Source organism: Pseudofrankia coriaricola (assembly GCF_032027725.1).
Taxonomy (GTDB): domain Bacteria; phylum Actinomycetota; class Actinomycetes; order Frankiales; family Frankiaceae; genus Pseudofrankia.
On the sequence record NZ_JASNFO010000016.1, the window covers coordinates 56,268 to 71,024 of the forward strand.

The 14,757-nt window shown below is 69.1% G+C and carries 14 protein-coding genes and 1 pseudogene; 4 read left to right on the plus strand and 11 right to left on the minus strand.

Annotated elements, in window-relative coordinates; translation table 11 throughout:
- Positions 1 to 67: 67 nt before the first annotated feature.
- From QOZ89_RS09700 to QOZ89_RS09725, 6 genes are all read right to left on the minus strand, one after another.
- Complete coding sequence (locus QOZ89_RS09700; RefSeq protein WP_071051264.1) at positions 68 to 493, minus strand: hypothetical protein; 426 nt, start codon at positions 491 to 493, stop codon at positions 68 to 70.
- A gap of 388 nt (positions 494 to 881) precedes the next feature.
- The gene (locus QOZ89_RS09705) at positions 882 to 1,688 is read right to left on the minus strand and encodes an NAD(P)-dependent oxidoreductase (RefSeq protein WP_312623603.1); all 807 of its coding nucleotides are present in this window, start codon (positions 1,686 to 1,688) and stop codon (positions 882 to 884) included.
- Between the two features lie 204 nt (positions 1,689 to 1,892).
- A complete protein-coding gene (locus tag QOZ89_RS09710) occupies positions 1,893 to 2,717 on the minus strand; it encodes an SDR family oxidoreductase (protein WP_071051265.1) in 825 nt (274 codons plus the stop codon).
- Entirely contained in the window at positions 2,707 to 3,732 is a 1,026-nt protein-coding gene (locus tag QOZ89_RS09715) for an alpha/beta hydrolase (protein WP_071051266.1), read from the minus strand. The genes QOZ89_RS09710 and QOZ89_RS09715 overlap by 11 nt, the downstream gene beginning before the upstream one ends.
- Positions 3,733 to 4,044: 312 nt before the next feature.
- A complete protein-coding gene (locus QOZ89_RS09720) occupies positions 4,045 to 4,830 on the minus strand; it encodes an SDR family oxidoreductase (protein ID WP_071051267.1) in 786 nt (261 codons plus the stop codon).
- A gap of 32 nt (positions 4,831 to 4,862) precedes the next feature.
- Positions 4,863 to 5,534, minus strand: a complete 672-nt coding sequence (locus QOZ89_RS09725) for a TetR/AcrR family transcriptional regulator (RefSeq protein WP_071051373.1) — start codon at positions 5,532 to 5,534, stop codon at positions 4,863 to 4,865.
- 89 nt (positions 5,535 to 5,623) lie between these two features.
- Between QOZ89_RS09725 and QOZ89_RS09730 the strand changes: the two genes are divergently transcribed.
- From QOZ89_RS09730 to QOZ89_RS09740, 3 genes are all read left to right on the plus strand, one after another.
- Positions 5,624 to 6,388, plus strand: a complete 765-nt coding sequence (locus tag QOZ89_RS09730) for a carboxymuconolactone decarboxylase family protein (protein ID WP_071051268.1) — start codon at positions 5,624 to 5,626, stop codon at positions 6,386 to 6,388.
- Between the two features lie 113 nt (positions 6,389 to 6,501).
- A complete protein-coding gene (locus QOZ89_RS09735; RefSeq protein WP_083419277.1) occupies positions 6,502 to 6,906 on the plus strand; it encodes an MBL fold metallo-hydrolase in 405 nt (134 codons plus the stop codon).
- A 366-nt stretch (positions 6,907 to 7,272) separates the two neighbouring features.
- Complete coding sequence (locus tag QOZ89_RS09740; RefSeq protein ID WP_071051270.1) at positions 7,273 to 8,622, plus strand: ABC transporter substrate-binding protein; 1,350 nt, start codon at positions 7,273 to 7,275, stop codon at positions 8,620 to 8,622.
- Between the two features lie 179 nt (positions 8,623 to 8,801).
- Here QOZ89_RS09740 and QOZ89_RS09745 read toward each other — a convergent pair.
- From QOZ89_RS09745 to QOZ89_RS09765, 5 genes and pseudogenes are all read right to left on the minus strand, one after another.
- A pseudogene (locus tag QOZ89_RS09745) lies at positions 8,802 to 8,958 on the minus strand (acyl-CoA dehydrogenase family protein); the annotation flags it as partial.
- Positions 8,959 to 9,244: 286 nt separating this feature from the next.
- A complete protein-coding gene (locus QOZ89_RS09750) occupies positions 9,245 to 9,805 on the minus strand; it encodes a dihydrofolate reductase family protein (RefSeq protein WP_071051271.1) in 561 nt (186 codons plus the stop codon).
- A 450-nt stretch (positions 9,806 to 10,255) separates the two neighbouring features.
- The gene (locus QOZ89_RS09755; protein WP_312623579.1) at positions 10,256 to 10,624 is read right to left on the minus strand and encodes a nuclear transport factor 2 family protein; all 369 of its coding nucleotides are present in this window, start codon (positions 10,622 to 10,624) and stop codon (positions 10,256 to 10,258) included.
- Positions 10,625 to 11,079: 455 nt separating this feature from the next.
- A complete protein-coding gene (locus QOZ89_RS48230) occupies positions 11,080 to 11,364 on the minus strand; it encodes a hypothetical protein (protein ID WP_071051272.1) in 285 nt (94 codons plus the stop codon).
- Between the two features lie 41 nt (positions 11,365 to 11,405).
- Positions 11,406 to 12,602, minus strand: a complete 1,197-nt coding sequence (locus tag QOZ89_RS09765; RefSeq protein ID WP_241842024.1) for a cytochrome P450 — start codon at positions 12,600 to 12,602, stop codon at positions 11,406 to 11,408.
- A gap of 439 nt (positions 12,603 to 13,041) precedes the next feature.
- On the opposite strand from QOZ89_RS09765, the gene QOZ89_RS09770 reads away from it, so the two are divergent.
- Entirely contained in the window at positions 13,042 to 14,625 is a 1,584-nt protein-coding gene (locus tag QOZ89_RS09770; protein WP_071051274.1) for a sulfatase family protein, read from the plus strand.
- Positions 14,626 to 14,757 lie beyond the last annotated feature (132 nt).

Genomic DNA, 14,757 nt, shown 5'->3' on the forward strand with positions numbered 1-14,757 from the left:
CCCCTGACCTCACCCCACAGCGCGGGCAATGACCACAGACCCTGAGATCATGGCCGCGATCCCGGCGTCACCGATCGGCGCGAAACAACCCTGTGACGCAGGCTCTACGACGGCGGGGCCGGACCAGGCCATCGAGCGCGACGTGTATCTCGTTGCGGAGCTGGACGGCCAGCCCGCGGGCCGTGGCAGCGGCCACGTGGAGCCGATTCCGTAGCGTCTCCGCGGAGATCGGGCGCTGCTGGTATTGCGGCCAGTGCAGCACGTCCTCCGCGCGCGCCCGGTGAAGCAGGCCCTGCCTGCGGGCCTCGCCACCGGCTTCGCGCAATGACGGGCTAACCACCCGCATTTCGCCGCACGTCGTTCGGTCCTCGGTCGCGGATTCCAACGGCTGATCTTCCAAAGCCTGCGCGGCAGAAAAGTCGGCCGTCCGCGTATTGGAACAGTGCGCGGCGGCCTTCGTAATCTGCACGGCGTGCAGGAGGCCGGCGCCCATGGTCTTCGAGAACGTCGCGGCCGACGGTGAGCTGGTTCGGCTGCGAGCCCGGACGCGGGACGCGCCGGTGGCCTGGCCGGTCTGCGGGGCCGTGTCATCGCGGGTACACGACCATGCCGACTGGACATTGGGTGACATACCGGGCGTCGGGCGGTCGTGGTCGTGCGGGTCCGACGCCTCGTGTCGCACGCGGGGTTGCCGCTAGACGTTCCGGGAGGAGGTCTCGGGCGTGCTGGAGCGTTACCAGCGGCGTACCAGGCGTCTGGCCGGGCAGGTCGGGGCGGTGGTCCGGGAGTTGGCCGGCCGGCCGAGCGGCCAGGTCCTGTCCGCGGTGGCTGTCCGCCTGTCCTGGCATTCCGCGGCGAGGGCGACGGGTGGCGGAGGTGGCTCATGGATGGGCGGCGGTGGTGAATCGGTGCGCGACGTCGAGGAGTTCGTGGCCGGGGGCGTTGCCGAGTAGTTCGGTCATCAGGTGGACGTCTTTGACCAGCGGGGGGCCGGCGGGTGAGGCGGCGACATTGGCGGTGGAGCCGGCGCGTAGCCGCAGTCCGGAGGCGATGCAGGCTGAGCTGCTGGTCATGAGGACCGCGGCGAGGCCGGCGGGGTCGACGCCGAGGGACGTGCCGGCTTGCAGGGCGTCGTCCGTGAGTGTGATCTGGGCGGCGAACAGGGTGTTGTTGATGAGCTTGGCGTGGGAGCCCGCACCGATCGCGCCGAGGTGGATGACGTGGTTGGACAGGGCTGACAGGAGGTCGTTGACGTCGGTGAGGGCGGCGGCGTCTCCGCCAATCATGATGGTCAGCTCGCCGGTCTGGGCTCGTGGGGCGCCGCCGCTGACGGGCGCGTCGAGGACGCGTACGTGGTGTGTCGCGGCGCGTTCGGCGATGGCGCGGATCTGGGTGGGCGACACGGTGCTGTGCACGAGCACGACGGCGCCTGGGCGCAGTGTCTCGGCCAGGCCGGCCGGCCCGAACATGACCTCCTCGACTCCCGCGGCGTCGAAGACGCACATGCCGACGGCGTCGACCGCTGCGCCCATGGCGGCCGGGGTCGCCGCGATGGTGGCGTTCGTGCCTCGGAACGGTTCGATCGAGGCAGCGCGGCGGGCGTAGACCGTGAGGTCGTGCCCCGCGGCCTGGAGCCGTTGCGCCATGGGCAGTCCCATGCTGCCGAGACCGATGAACCCGACCTTCACCATGTCCTCCTGGTCTGGGTAGCCGCTGGCCGTTCGCCGTGTTCCCACGGGGTCTGTGGCTTGTTCGGGCCGGCTGGGTCTTCAGGTGTGGCTGGTCTGGAGGCCCTGCCACCCATGATGACCGGTCGCGGCTGGCGGTGGCGGATGGCCACGTTGGTCCCCCGTGGGCATCGTGGCCGGGGGCCGTGGTGCCTCACACCTCAGTTAGCCGAGCTGTCCTGTCTGGATGGCGGCGACGGTGCCGCCGTCGACGAGCAGGTCGGTGCCGGAGAGGAAGCTGGCGGCGGGGCTGAGGAGGAACTCGGTGGCTGCGGCGATGTCGGCGGGTGTTCCGAGCCGCTTCGCGCTGGAGATGTTGATCATCATCTGCATGTGGCCGCCGTGGTCGGTCGCGAGTTCCGCGGTGCTCATCGGGGTGGCGATGACGCCGGGGCTGATGGAGTTGATCCGGGCGCCGTGGGCGCCCCAGGTGGTGCTGGCGGCCTGTACGCGGATCTGGTTCGCGCGCTTGGCGAAGGTGTATGCCTGGCCGCTGTCGGGAAACTGGTCCGGGCTCGCCGCCGGGAGTGCCAGCAGCTCGCTGGCCGGGGCCGTGGCGAGGGCGCGAGCCACGTCCGGCGCGAGGGGTGGGGCGAGGTGGCCGGCCATGCTGGCGATCACGACGCCCGCCGCGCCTGGGGCGACGACGTGGGCGAACTCCTCCAGGACCAGGGCGACGCCGAGCAGGTCGACGGCCAGGACCGCTCGTACCGGAGCCTGGGCGGGGGACAGCCCGGCGGTGTGGACCACGGACCGGACCGGGCCCAGGGAGGCCGCGTGCTTGGCGAGGGCCACCACCGACTCACGGGAGGTGACATCGACGACGGCGGTGGCCGCCGCATAGCCCTCGGCCTCCAACTGCCCGGCGACCGTGTGCAGGATCGCCTCGTTGACGTCGGCGATCAGAACCTGGGTGCCGGGACCGATACGTCGGGCGATCGCCTGTCCCATCGCCCCGATACCGATCACCACCGTGACGTCACGTTCCATTGTCTGTGTCCCTGAAGGACGTCCGGCCGCGGCCGGCGGTAGCGACTGGCAGCGTTCGGACCCACCGTGCGAGGCGGTTCCAGAGGTCGTGGCGGGTGCCGGCGGTGTTGTGGCAGTGCGCGGACCTCGGGAGCCGGAACAGGGTGATGTCGTCGGAGGAGCTGTAGGCGCGGGCTTCGTCGTGGTGGTCCGGGGTCGAGTCCCGTTCTCCGAGGCCGATGAAGACCGGGCAGCGGATTCGGCCGGCGTGGTCGGAGGCGATGTACGGGACGATCGACAGCGGCCCGGTCACGCCGGGAAGGTGGGTGCTGGTGAGGTCGTCGGCGGCGATGACGTCCGCGGGGACGTCGTCCCAGTAGAAGTGGCGGCGGATCGCGGGATCGGTGCGGTCGGACAGGAACGGTTCGTCGAAGGCACCGGCCCGGGCCGGGACCATGATGGCCTCCAGGCTGGGGATCCTGGTGCGGTCGTTTCCGACGAGATGGGCGGCGAAGGGGCCCACCGTGCCGTAGCCGAGCGGAGCGATCGCATCGAAGCTGCCATGCAGTGACTGTTGGAAGATGGCGAGCATGCCGCCCATGGAGTGACCGACCGCGACGACCGGGCCGATGTCGATCGGACCGAGGCCGGGCAGGAGCGTGCCTTTCGCCGCGCGTTCGACCAGGTCGGTCAGCGCCGCGTTGTTCGCCGCGGCAACGACGTCGGGGGTGAGCTCGGCGGCTCGCGGGTGGCGGGAGCTCTCGCCGGTGGCGAGGTGGTCGACGGCGATGACGAGCATGCCCTGGGCAGCGAGGTGCTCGCCGAAGCTGTAGCCGGTGCGGCCGGGGACGTCGAGATGCCAGTAGGCCTTCGTGTAGCCACCGCCGGGAAGGCAGAACAGCAGCGGCACCGGGCCATCCGTCGACGCCCGCGGTGGGAAGATCCACGTCGCGATGTAGTGGTCGCCGTCGATCGGCACGCGGCCGGTCACGTCGACGACGACGGTCGGCGGGGCGGACGCGGCCGGCGCGCTCATCGGGCGCCCCCTCGCGTCAGCGGCTCCATGCCCCCGGCCCGGCCCCGCACCGCCGTAGACGGCGCAGTGGCCTGCGGGCGGTGCGCCCAGGCGGTGAGCTCGTAGTCGTCCCCGACGGTCCGCGGTAATAGCCCGTCGCGCCGCATTTCGACTCCCACGTATTCGTTTCCTGCCATCGGACAACCTCCTCGGATGCTGCTGTTGCTGCGTGCGTGCAGTGGTCGTGAAAAGGCACCGCAGCTGACACCGTTCACGGTCACGCCGGGAACAGATCGACAGACGCCCGGTCCGGGTATTGGAGCAGGGCCGGCGTTAGGCGTGTTCCGCGATGATCTTGTCCAGGTAGGCGTCGATGTCGGCGGCATGTTCGCGTAGCTCGTGTGCGGCCTCGGGGGCGGTGAGGACCAGGAACCGGTTCGTCGCGACGGCGTCGGCGACCAGTTCACCGACCATGTCGGCGTCGACGACGGGGAAGCTCGGGCCGCGGGGTGGCGTGGGGGTGCCGAAGAAGCTGACCTGTTCGATGATGTTGGTGGCGACCCCCGCGGGGCACAGGCAGGTCACTCCGATGCCCCGAGGCCGCAGACTGATGGCCAGTCCCTCGGAAAGGCCGACGATGGCGTGTTTGGTCGCCGTGTAGGGGAGGCGGTCGTAGCCGTAGGGCAGCAGCCCGGCGGTGGACGCGGTGTTGACGATGTGTCCGGATCCCTGCGCGAGCAGCACCGGCAGGAACACCAGGTTGCTGCGTACGACGCTGAGAAGGTTGACGTCCACGACGCGTTGCCACGCCTCGAAGGGGATCTCCTCGACGGCGCCGACCGCGAGGATGCCCACGTTGTTCATCACGACGTCGACCCGGCCGAACCGGTCGACGGCAAGATCACGGACGGCTTCCAGGTCGCCGAGGCTGGTGACGTCGCACCGGGCGGCGGCGGCCTGGGCGCCGATCTCGGCGGCCACGGAGTCCGCGCGGTCAGCGTCGATGTCGGTGACCACCACGCGGGCGCCGCGGCGGGCGAGGGCGCGTGCCGCGGCACGTCCGATGCCGCTACCACCGCCGGTGATCACGGCCACGGCACTGCTCAGATCAACACTCACGAGTCACTCATCGCGCAGGGTCACCTGTCTCGTCAGAGGAACGGCGGCCAGATCAGGCTGGCCGGGTCGGTGTCGTCGAGGGCGGCGAGGGTCGCTGGGGACACCGGCGCCGAGAGGAAACCGACCAGGCCGTCGAGCAGGTCGGTGACCGCGACGGCAAAAGGGACCACCGGCCGGTCCGCGGCGCGCGCCAGCTCCCGGTCCGCGGCGGCCTGGACCATGAACGTCATCGCCCAGGAGATGCGATGGGGCCGCAGCGGCTCCGCGATGTGCGGAAGAATCCCCGACAGGCGCTCCTGGAAGCGCACCGCCGACTGGCGGATCTCGTCCGGCAGCTGCTCGAACACGTCCCGGCGACCGTACTGGCGGAGCATCCCGACAAAACTCAGGTAGTGGCTGCCCGGCCGTTCGCTCTGTTCCATCACCACGCGTAGCTGGCACTCCAGCCATGAGCGCAGATCGTCCGGACGGCGTTCCGCGATCAGCAGCATCCGTCGTTCATGCAGCCACGCCAGCCGGTACTCGAAGATCGCCCGGATCAGCTCGTCCTTCGAGCCGAAGTGGTACTGCACCGCCGAGTTGTTGCCACTCCCGGCCGCCGCCCCGATCTGGCGCAGCGAAACCCCCTCGATCCCGTGCAGAGCAAACAACTGCTCGGCCACGCGGACGATCTGCTCTTTCGTCGACGGAGCTACCACCGGCATGGCGCCATCGAAGCATCTGGACATCTGACAGTCAAGCGCCTTAGAGTCCAGACGTCCGTCTTAATCAGCGCTGATGTGGAGGCTCGTCCATGAGCGACTCAGTCACCGACCAGACCTACCGGGAGGTCATGACCGTCGACCCACCGGCGGCGAGCACACCCTTCGAGCAGGCGACCCGTGAGTTCGTCTTCGGCCAGGTGTGGTCGCGCCCTGCGCTTAGCCGCCGCGACCGGCGCTTAGTCACGCTGACCTGCGTCGCGGCGGCGGACGCCCCCCAGCCGATCGACGACCACGTCTACGCCGCGCTCGGCAGCGGTGATCTCACGCTGCCCGAGCTCCTGGAGTTCGTCCTGCACTTCGCCGTGTACTGCGGATGGCCCAAGGCGTCCCACGTCGAAGGGGTGATCCGCCGGCAGTGGGCCCGCCTCCAGACCGAACGCGGCGAGCCGGTGACGCCCTGGCCCGCGCTGGACAACGCCACCCTCGGCCCGAACGACTGGGATGCCCGGCTCGAACGCGGCGTCAAGGAGTTCATCGACGTCAACCTGCTCCCAGCCCCTCCGCCCGACACGCCCTACACCCACGCCGGCATCCTCAGCTACGTCTTCGGCCACCTCTGGCAGCGCCCGGGGCTGACCCGCCGCGACCGCCGGATCATCACCGTCGCCTGCGTCGCCATCGACGACTCCCCCATGCCCCTGCAGACACACGTCGGGTCGGCGCTCGGATCAGGCGACATCACCAAGCCGGAGATGAACGAGATCGCCCTGCACTTCTCCGTCTACTACGGTTTCGCCAAGGGCGAGGCCCTCCAGGCCAGCGCCGATGCCGGCTGGGCCCGGCTACAAAGCTGAACCGACCCGGCACACGTCCACCGCGGCCACCGCGGCCACCGCAAAGCAGAAGCCGCTGATTGCCTGGCGGCAGAGCAGCCGCGTCGCCCTGGCGACCGGCGTCGCCCTGATGGTTGGTCCCGTGCCGACGCCGTCGGGCACTGTCTCGTCGCACGCTGCAAGAAATCGGAGGCGGGTTCGGTGAACGTCGGTGCCGCGGTGGTGGACCGGGTGGAAGAGCAGGCGAGCCGGGCGCGGGACACACCACCGGGCACGCCATGATGCGCCTGGCGTCCGAGGGCGTACGCGCCTACTTCACCGGCGACGCCTTCCACCACCCGGTCCAGTTCACCCAGCCAGAATTGCACCTTCCGGGCTGCGACGACCTGGCCACGGCGATCGAAACCCGCAGATCCCTGGTGCGACGCCTCCAAGAAGAGGCAGCGTTCGTCCTGCCAGCCCACTTCCCGTCACCACACTACGGCCGGCTAGGTCTCGACGGCAGCGAGGTCTGCTTCCTACCCGGCGGCGCGACGTGAACCATCGCCAGTGGCCGTAACCTTGCCACCCCGTTCCGAAATCGCCCCGAATCTTCCCGCGCCAGCCTGCGACGGTCTTCTTCGCGACCCTCAAAAGGGAATCGACCGGCGCCGGGAAAACTCGCAGGAACGCGACTGCGAGCCACCTGTCGATTTCCTCGCAGACGCTCCGTGACCACAGGGCTCACCCAGCGGCCCAGGCGATCGGGAACAAACCTGCGCAGGTCCTCCGCTGCCGACCTGTGCGCGAACCGCCGCGGGTGGACAGGCATCCAGGGATGCAACACCCCAAAGAGTCGCCAGCCAACTCGGGCCAACACCACGGCCACCTCCGCAAGCACTGGCCGTCCGACGAAAGGTGACGAGATGTCGCACACCCGCCAAACGACCAGCCGACGGGCGGGAGCCCATCCGCCCTCAGCCTTCGCACGCGTACGACCATCCACCCGCACGGCCCGGTTACGGCTCGCCGGCGTCGCCGTGCTGGCCGCCAGCCTGGCCTTCGTCTCGGCCTGCGGCAGCGGCTCCGACGACAACGGCCCCACCCCCACGGCCAGCGGCTCAGCGGGCGCCACGGGCCCCGCGGACGTTCTTGGCCCGATCGACAAGGCGACCGGCGCCCCGGTCAAGATCGGTGTGATCACGGAGGGCGCCAGCCCGACCGCCGACCACACCAACGACAAACGGGTAATCCCGGCCGTCGTCGAGTACCTCAACGAGCACAAGGGCGGGATCGGCGGCCGGCCCATCGAGGTGACGGTCTGCGAGACCCTCAGCGACCTGTCCAAGGCCACCGACTGCGGCAACCAGCTGGTCGACGACGGCGTCTCCGCGGTCCTCATCGGCACGTCCGCCGTCGTCGAGGCCGCGTGGAAGCCGCTGAACGACGCCAAGATCCCCGTCATGCTCTACAGCTCGGGCGAACCAGCCCTGCTGGCCAGCCCGACGACCTTCGTCCTGGGCAACCCGACCTTCGGCTTCGTCGACCTGGCGATCCAGGTCGCCAAGGACGCGGGCAACAAGAAGGTCTCCGCGATCGTCGTCGACGTCCCAGCGGCCCTGCACTCCGCGCAGGAGGTCGCCCCGCCCCTGTTCCAGAAGGCCGGCATCGGCTACGAGCTCGTCCGCGTCGCCCCCGGCACCGCCGACATGACGCCCCAGATGCAGCAGATCGTCGCGAACGGCTCGGACCAGGTGTTCATCATCGGCAACGACGCGTTCTGCATCAGCGCCATGAACGGCCTCAAGGCCGTCGGCTTCACCGGCACCATCAGCGGCATCTCCCAGTGCATCACCGACGCCACCCGCAAGTCGGTCGACGGCGGCACCCTCAAGGGCATGGTCATCAGCGCCAGCGCGCCAGTCGGCCCCGACAGCCCCTCGATGCGGCTCTTCACCACGGTCGCCGAGACCTACGGCAAGGACATCGACCTCAGCAACCAGGACGGCATGATCATGTTCATGCTCCTCGCCGGCCTCCAGACAGCGACACAGGGCATCACCGGCGACATCACCCCGGAGACCATCACCTCGGCCATCAAGGCCATGAAGGAGACCGAGCTGCCCGGCGGAGGCGGTATCAGGTTCCGCTGCAACGGCAAGGCCGTCACCGATTCCCAGGCCGTCTGCGTCCGCGGCGGACTGTCGACCACCCTCGACGACAAGGGCCAGCCCGCCGCATACAAGGTCCTCGGCAGCACCCCCATCCCCGACTGACATCCCACGCGGGCCGGAGGGCGGGCACCACTCGACCAGCCGCCCTCCGCCCGCCGTGACCCACCATCCCCGACCGCATCACCCGCGACATTCCGGCAGCGAGACCTCAGGCTGCCCCCTTGCCAGCTCGCTCTGGCGCGAGGTGTCGAACGTGGCCTTGGTGTCGCTGCGCAACTGCATTCCTTCATCGCGTCGACGATCTGGTCAGGAAACTCGTCCTTGCGCTCGAGATCCGTCGCGTAGGGAAGGATCTCCTTGTCCACGAAACTGCGCACGCCGGGCCAGGATGTCGGCCTGAACGTCGGTCAGGCCCTCGGTCCGCGCGATCCTGCCCATGGGATCTCCGTGCCCCTCTCACCCGTGTGTCCGAACGGCGGGCGACGACGCAACGCGGCGCCCCGCGCAACCCCGCCGATCGAGAGCGCGCGCCGAACCACGGACCGTCACACCCGGCCGGCAGCCCGACCCGGCACCGGCAGCGCCGGCACCAGCCCGCGGACGGTTCAGGTGGTCAGCCGGTCGATCGAAGTTCTTGATCACGAAAAGATTTGCGACCAAGATTTCTTGGCCTCGCTCGATACAACAGTGCCGCTACGACCGAATCACCTGGATCTTCATCCACTTAGAGGCTGATCCCGTAGTGGAGGTGTACGACACCGCTCTTGAAACGGCGCTCGTTGAGCAGTCGGAGCGACACCCGCACGTTGTCTGGTAGCGCCCGCTTGCCGCCACCCACCAGGATCGGGCCGAGGAAGAGGTGGCACTCATTGACCAGGCCAGCCGCAATCGCCCTGCCAGCGAGCCCGGCACCACCGACGGAAATGTCGTGTCGTGAGTTCTCCTTGAGCCACTGGATAGCCTCAGGGTCGAACTCGCGCTCGATCCGGGTGCTCGCGCTCGAGACGGTCTCAAGAGTGCGAGAGTACACGATCTTATCGGCAGCCCGCCAGATCGTCGCGAAGTCCCTGACCGCAGCCGGCTGATCGACACCGGTATCCACGGTCTCCCAGAAGACCATCGTCTCGTACATCCGGCGTCCGTACAGATAGGTCCCGATCGGCCGTTCAAGATCATTGACGAACGCGTGCACCTCGGGATCCGGAGCCGCCCAGTCGAAACTGCCCTGTTCGTCCTCGACATAGCCGTCGAGCGAGGCGATCGCCGAATAGATCAGGCTGGCCATGTGCGCCTCCTGTCACCGTTGCGCAAGGGAGTCCTCCTGATCGGTGGTCATGGGTGGTGGCGGCCCTGGCCGCACACTCCTGAGACCGCGACACAGAGCGAAACTCATCGGTCGTGGCTCTGACCGCCCGATCACCGGATCTTGCCCGCCAGCCCCCCGCCATGGCGCCACGCCACGTGCGCGACCCGCCGCAGGGCACACCGCCCACAACCACAATCACCTCCTCGCCGAGGCAGGCCCACGGTAGAAACGACACCGTTTCGTTTACCGTGGGGCTGATCGGCGCTAGCGTTGGTCCACCAGACCGGCGCCCGCCGCGCAGCCTCCAACGTGTGCGGTCCACCCGGACATCTCACGTCCATGACCTCGCCTGCCGCGTCATCTACCGCCATCGCGGAGGTCGCATGGCCCGCCTTTGTCACTGCAGGTCACGGGCCTGGCCGTGGACCGTTAAACGATCTCCATCCGGGCGAACAGGTTCTCGCGGACGGTATAGAGGTGATGGACCTCGCGGCTGTCGAGAACGTTGCCGTCGAGGTCACGCACAGTCTGGCCGACGGTGACATCGACGCGCCCATCCGGCGAGACGCCGACCGTGCGCGGTTCGACGCGTGGGTCGATCACGGCCCACTGCCTGGCCCAGTAGTCGCGGACCGCGGCGTGCCCGACGACCTCCCCGCCTTCCCACCCGTTCGCCCACCGCACATCGTCGGTAAGCGCGGCGAGCACGCTGTCGACGTCACGAGCGTTGAATGCCGCATACAGATCACCGATCCGGGCGGCCAGCTCCGGCGTGCCTGTCGGGCCGGGCTCAGCCACGTCACGTCTCCTCACGTGTTCGTCCGCGACGCGCTCGACCCGGTCCAGCGCGACGTTCGCCAGATGCGGAAGCCAGACCCCAAGGTCATGGAGGTCACACACCAGGCTCGTCAATGTTCCCATTCGTCCCCCATCTCCGAGTCGGACGGCGCGCCGGGAGCGGAGCGCGGGTCCGCGTCGTCGGTCGCGCGACAGTCACCGGATCCTGCGGTGATTTGTCAGGGGAGCCTGATCAAGGATGGGTAGGACGTCGGCCAAGGCGGTCGTGGCAGTGGTCGTCCTGTACGTGAGAAGCGAGCACGCGTGGCGGTCCGGACGACGCTCTCCGCTGTCATGAGCGGTCGCGAGTGCCGCCGGCACGGTCGCAGATGCGCGCCGCCGGTGGCGTCGGGGGCCGCCAGCTCGGCGGGGAGCGGGAAGGCCCGATCGTCGGCCAGCACCGACACGCTTGCCCGCTACACCGGCGCGGTGCTGCAGGGCATGTCACAGCAGGCGCGCGACGGCGCCAGCGCCGAGGACCTGCTCGCGGTGGCCGAGGCCGCGATGGCGGCATGGCCCTCCGAACGGCTGCGCCCGCCTGACCTGGCCGTCTCCCGGCCGGTCAACCGGCGGTCCTCGGCGCGATCAAGTGAGGTCCGCACGCGGGCGTCCAGGCCCTGCGCGACGCCGCCCTCGGCCGTCCGGGCCACCCGACCTCCCACGATCACGGACGGGAAGGCCAGCGCACTGGCGACAATCATGGCCCGCCCGCCGGTCTCCTCGTCGTCCGGTGGCGCTCGATCTACCGTATTGGGCGTATGGCCGTCCCGAGGGAGATCGGTAGGGTCTCGTAGCCGCGTAGTACGCGGGTCGGGCGACGGCGGGGCGTTCCGGCCAGCGTCAGGTTGGGATACCGCTCGAACAGGGAACGCAGGCCGATCTCGCCTTCGAGGCGGGCGAGGGCGGCGCCGAGGCAGTAGTGGATGCCACTGGAGAAGGCAAGGTGGTCTCGAGCGTTTGGCCGTTCGATGTCGAACACGTGTGGGTCGGTGAAAAGGGCGGGGTCCCGGTTGGCGCCCGCGAGCAGGGAGACGACGAGTCTGCCGGCGGGAACCGCCGTGTCGAGGATGTAAGTGTCGGTACGGGCGACTCGGGCGGTCAGCTGCACGGGTGTCTCGTAGCGCAGGACCTCTTCGACCGCGTTCGGCCATCGGCCTGGGTCGTCCCGCAGCAGATTCAGCTGCTCGGGATGCTCGAGGAGCAGCTTTGTGCCGTTGCCGAGCAGGTTGACGGTCGTCTCGAAACCGGCCGCGAGCAGCAGCTGGGCGGTGGCGGTCAGCTCCGTCTCGGTCAGTTGGTCGCCGTCGTCGACGAGTCCGACGAGTCGGCTGAAAATGTCCTCGCCCGGATTGCGCCGCAACCGTTCGAAATGCCCGCCGAGCCACGCGTTGATGGCCCCCTGCGCGCTCTCGACCTGTCGGAAGGTGCCGTAGGGCAGTCCGACGTCGAGCGTGGCCGCGGCCGCGGTGCCCCAGGCGAGGAACTGGGCGCGCATGTCCGCGGGAACGCCGAGAACGGCGGCGATGACGGTCACCGGCAGCTGGGCCGCGTAGCAGTCGACGAGGTCGACGGTGTTCTCACCAGCCATCGCGTCGAGCAGCTCGTCGGCGGTGCGTTCCACTTGGCCGCGGAGCCCTTCGATCGCGCGGGCGGTGAACACCCTCGACACGAGCCGGCGCAGGCGCGTGTGATCTGGAGGGTCGACCGCGAGAAGCGACGGCGGGTCGATCGGTCCGTTCGCCGTGGAGTCCTGGGACAGCCGGGTCATCAGCCGCAGCGGCAGCGGCAGCCTCGACACGTCGACGGATGCGCCGAAGGCGTCGCTGCGTAGCACGGCCGCCGCGGCCGGGTGACTCGCGGTCACCAACGCCAAGCGGCCCGAGACGAATGATCCACGGGAGCGGATGTCGTCATAGGCCGGGTAGGGATCCGTCGCCATCGTCGGATGCGCCATCGCCAGCGTCGCCGTATCGCCACGTCGCTCGGCCCGCCCCAGTACCCAACGTACCGCGCCATGCCGCGCCGCCCAGCGCATTCTGCTTCGGACAGACACCGCCACCACCACCGTTGTCGTCACCTCCACGATCACGCCCATGCGACCAGACCAGCATGTGAGGCTCGTGAGAACCGCGGTGGCGGCCCCGCCCTCGACAGGCACCGCCGGCCGGCCCACGCCAGCAAACCCCGCCGGCAGTCCAGGGACTCCGGGCTCCCCGGCCGGCTATCTCGCTTCGCAGATTTCACGCATCCGGATCGCACCTCACTCACATGATCATTCGGTGTGGTTGCCGTATGTGGAAGCAGACACCGAACAGTGGTCCAAACAGTGGTCCAACCACAGCGCGTCCCATGTCCAGCGACCGGGCGGGAGATCGGTGATGGCACGGCACCGCCGTCTAAGCCCGCGGGTCCGTTTCGGTGCCGCGGGGATGGTGGGCTGCCTCGCGCTGGCCGCGATGACCGCCGCGGCGTTGACCGGCCAGGCCGAGGAGCCTACGGCGGGCCGGTCGGCCGCGGCCAACGCGGCGGGCACGGCCGAGCAACCGAACTTCGTGCTCATCCTCGCCGACGACCTCGACCAGACGACATCTCCCTACTGGGAGGCCATGCCGCAGACCGCCGCCCTGATCAAGGACTCCGGGCTGACCTTCACCGACGGGTTCGCCCCGACCCCGATCTGCTGCCCGGCCCGCGGCACGATCCTGACCGGGAAGTACGGCCACAACACCGGCGTGCTCACCAACGCCGGCGACGTCGGCGGCTGGGCGACGTTCGCCCGCAACGGCAACGAGGACCACACGTTCGCCAAGTACCTGCACGACGCCGGATACCGGACCGGCCTGGCCGGCAAGTACATGAACGGCATCGAGGACGAGCCGACACACATCCCGCCGGGCTGGTCGGAGTGGTACGGCAGCGTCGACAACAACTTCTACACCGGCTACAACTACACGCTGAACGAGAACGGCGCACTCGTCCAGTACGGGGGAACGGAAGATCCGGCCAACTACTCCACCGACGTGGTCGCCGCGAAGTCCACCGACTTCATCCGCCACGCGGCGGCGGATGACGCCCCCTTCTTCTGGTACGCGGCCTCAACAGCGCCCCACCTGCCACTCCCCCCGGCACCGCGACACGCGAACAACCCCTTCACCAACGCGACCGCGCCGCGCACACCCAACTACAACGAGACCGACGTCTCCGACAAGCCATGGTGGCTCCAGCAAAGCGCCCAGGAACGCTCCGCCCGAGTCGCGGCGATCAACGACCCGGACTACCAGGACAGAATGGGCTCGCTGTACGCGCTCGACGAGATGGTGTCAGGCATCGTGCAGACCCTGCAGGACACCGGCGAACTGGACAACACCTACCTCGTCTTCACCTCTGACAACGGTTACAACCTCGGCTCCCACCGGCTGACCCAGAAGATGGCCCCCTACGAGGAATCCATGCGGATCCCGCTGGTGGTCGCGGGACCGGGCATCGCCAAGGGCACGGACGACCACATGGTCGCACTCATCGACCTCGCACCGACCTTCCTGGACCTCGCCGGCGTACCGATCCCGGCAGACGTCGACGGCCAGTCGCTGGCGCCCCTGCTGCGCGGCGAGACCCCGACGTCCTGGCGCACCGACCTGCTGGGGCAGTACGCCGGGCCGGGAATCGACGGACAGGACGGGGTCGTCCAGGAACAGGTAGAAAACGTCACTGGCGTATTCCTGGACCTGCCGCCGTGGAGCGCCCTGCGAACCGCAGACTATCTCTACGTCCGCTGGTACGACGTCGACCGCTCTCCCCGCATCCACGAAAGGGAGCTCTACAACCTGGCCACCGACCCCTACCAGCTCACCAACCTACTGGCGACGCCCCAGGGCAAGGCCGAGAACGCCACACTCGTCACCGAGCTCGACGCGCGCCTCGACACCCTGGCCACCTGCTCCGGAGCATCCTGCCGAACCTGACGTCCAGTCCACCAGCCCGGCGGCCAGCCCCTCCAGAGGCCAGCGATGTGGACGCCGTCGAAGGTGGCGCCGCGGAACGATGAACGGACGCTCGCAGCTCCGGGAGACGAACAGTGTCGGAGATGCGGGCGC

What these genes read in the sequence shown, in the direction of transcription:
- QOZ89_RS48230 (WP_071051272.1), bottom strand. Translation starts at nt 11,364, where the DNA reads ATGATTGTCGCCAGTGCGCTGGCCTTCCCGTCCGTGATCGTGGGAGGT.
- QOZ89_RS09750 (WP_071051271.1), bottom strand. Translation starts at nt 9,805, where the DNA reads ATGGCCAGCCTGATCTATTCGGCGATCGCCTCGCTCGACGGCTATGTC.
- QOZ89_RS09740 (WP_071051270.1), top strand. Translation starts at nt 7,273, where the DNA reads ATGTCGCACACCCGCCAAACGACCAGCCGACGGGCGGGAGCCCATCCG.
- QOZ89_RS09715 (WP_071051266.1), bottom strand. Translation starts at nt 3,732, where the DNA reads ATGAGCGCGCCGGCCGCGTCCGCCCCGCCGACCGTCGTCGTCGACGTG.
- QOZ89_RS09765 (WP_241842024.1), bottom strand. Translation starts at nt 12,602, where the DNA reads ATGGCGACGGATCCCTACCCGGCCTATGACGACATCCGCTCCCGTGGA.
- QOZ89_RS09725 (WP_071051373.1), bottom strand. Translation starts at nt 5,534, where the DNA reads ATGCCGGTGGTAGCTCCGTCGACGAAAGAGCAGATCGTCCGCGTGGCC.
- QOZ89_RS09730 (WP_071051268.1), top strand. Translation starts at nt 5,624, where the DNA reads ATGAGCGACTCAGTCACCGACCAGACCTACCGGGAGGTCATGACCGTC.
- QOZ89_RS09700 (WP_071051264.1), bottom strand. Translation starts at nt 493, where the DNA reads ATGGGCGCCGGCCTCCTGCACGCCGTGCAGATTACGAAGGCCGCCGCG.
- QOZ89_RS09710 (WP_071051265.1), bottom strand. Translation starts at nt 2,717, where the DNA reads ATGGAACGTGACGTCACGGTGGTGATCGGTATCGGGGCGATGGGACAG.
- QOZ89_RS09770 (WP_071051274.1), top strand. Translation starts at nt 13,042, where the DNA reads ATGGCACGGCACCGCCGTCTAAGCCCGCGGGTCCGTTTCGGTGCCGCG.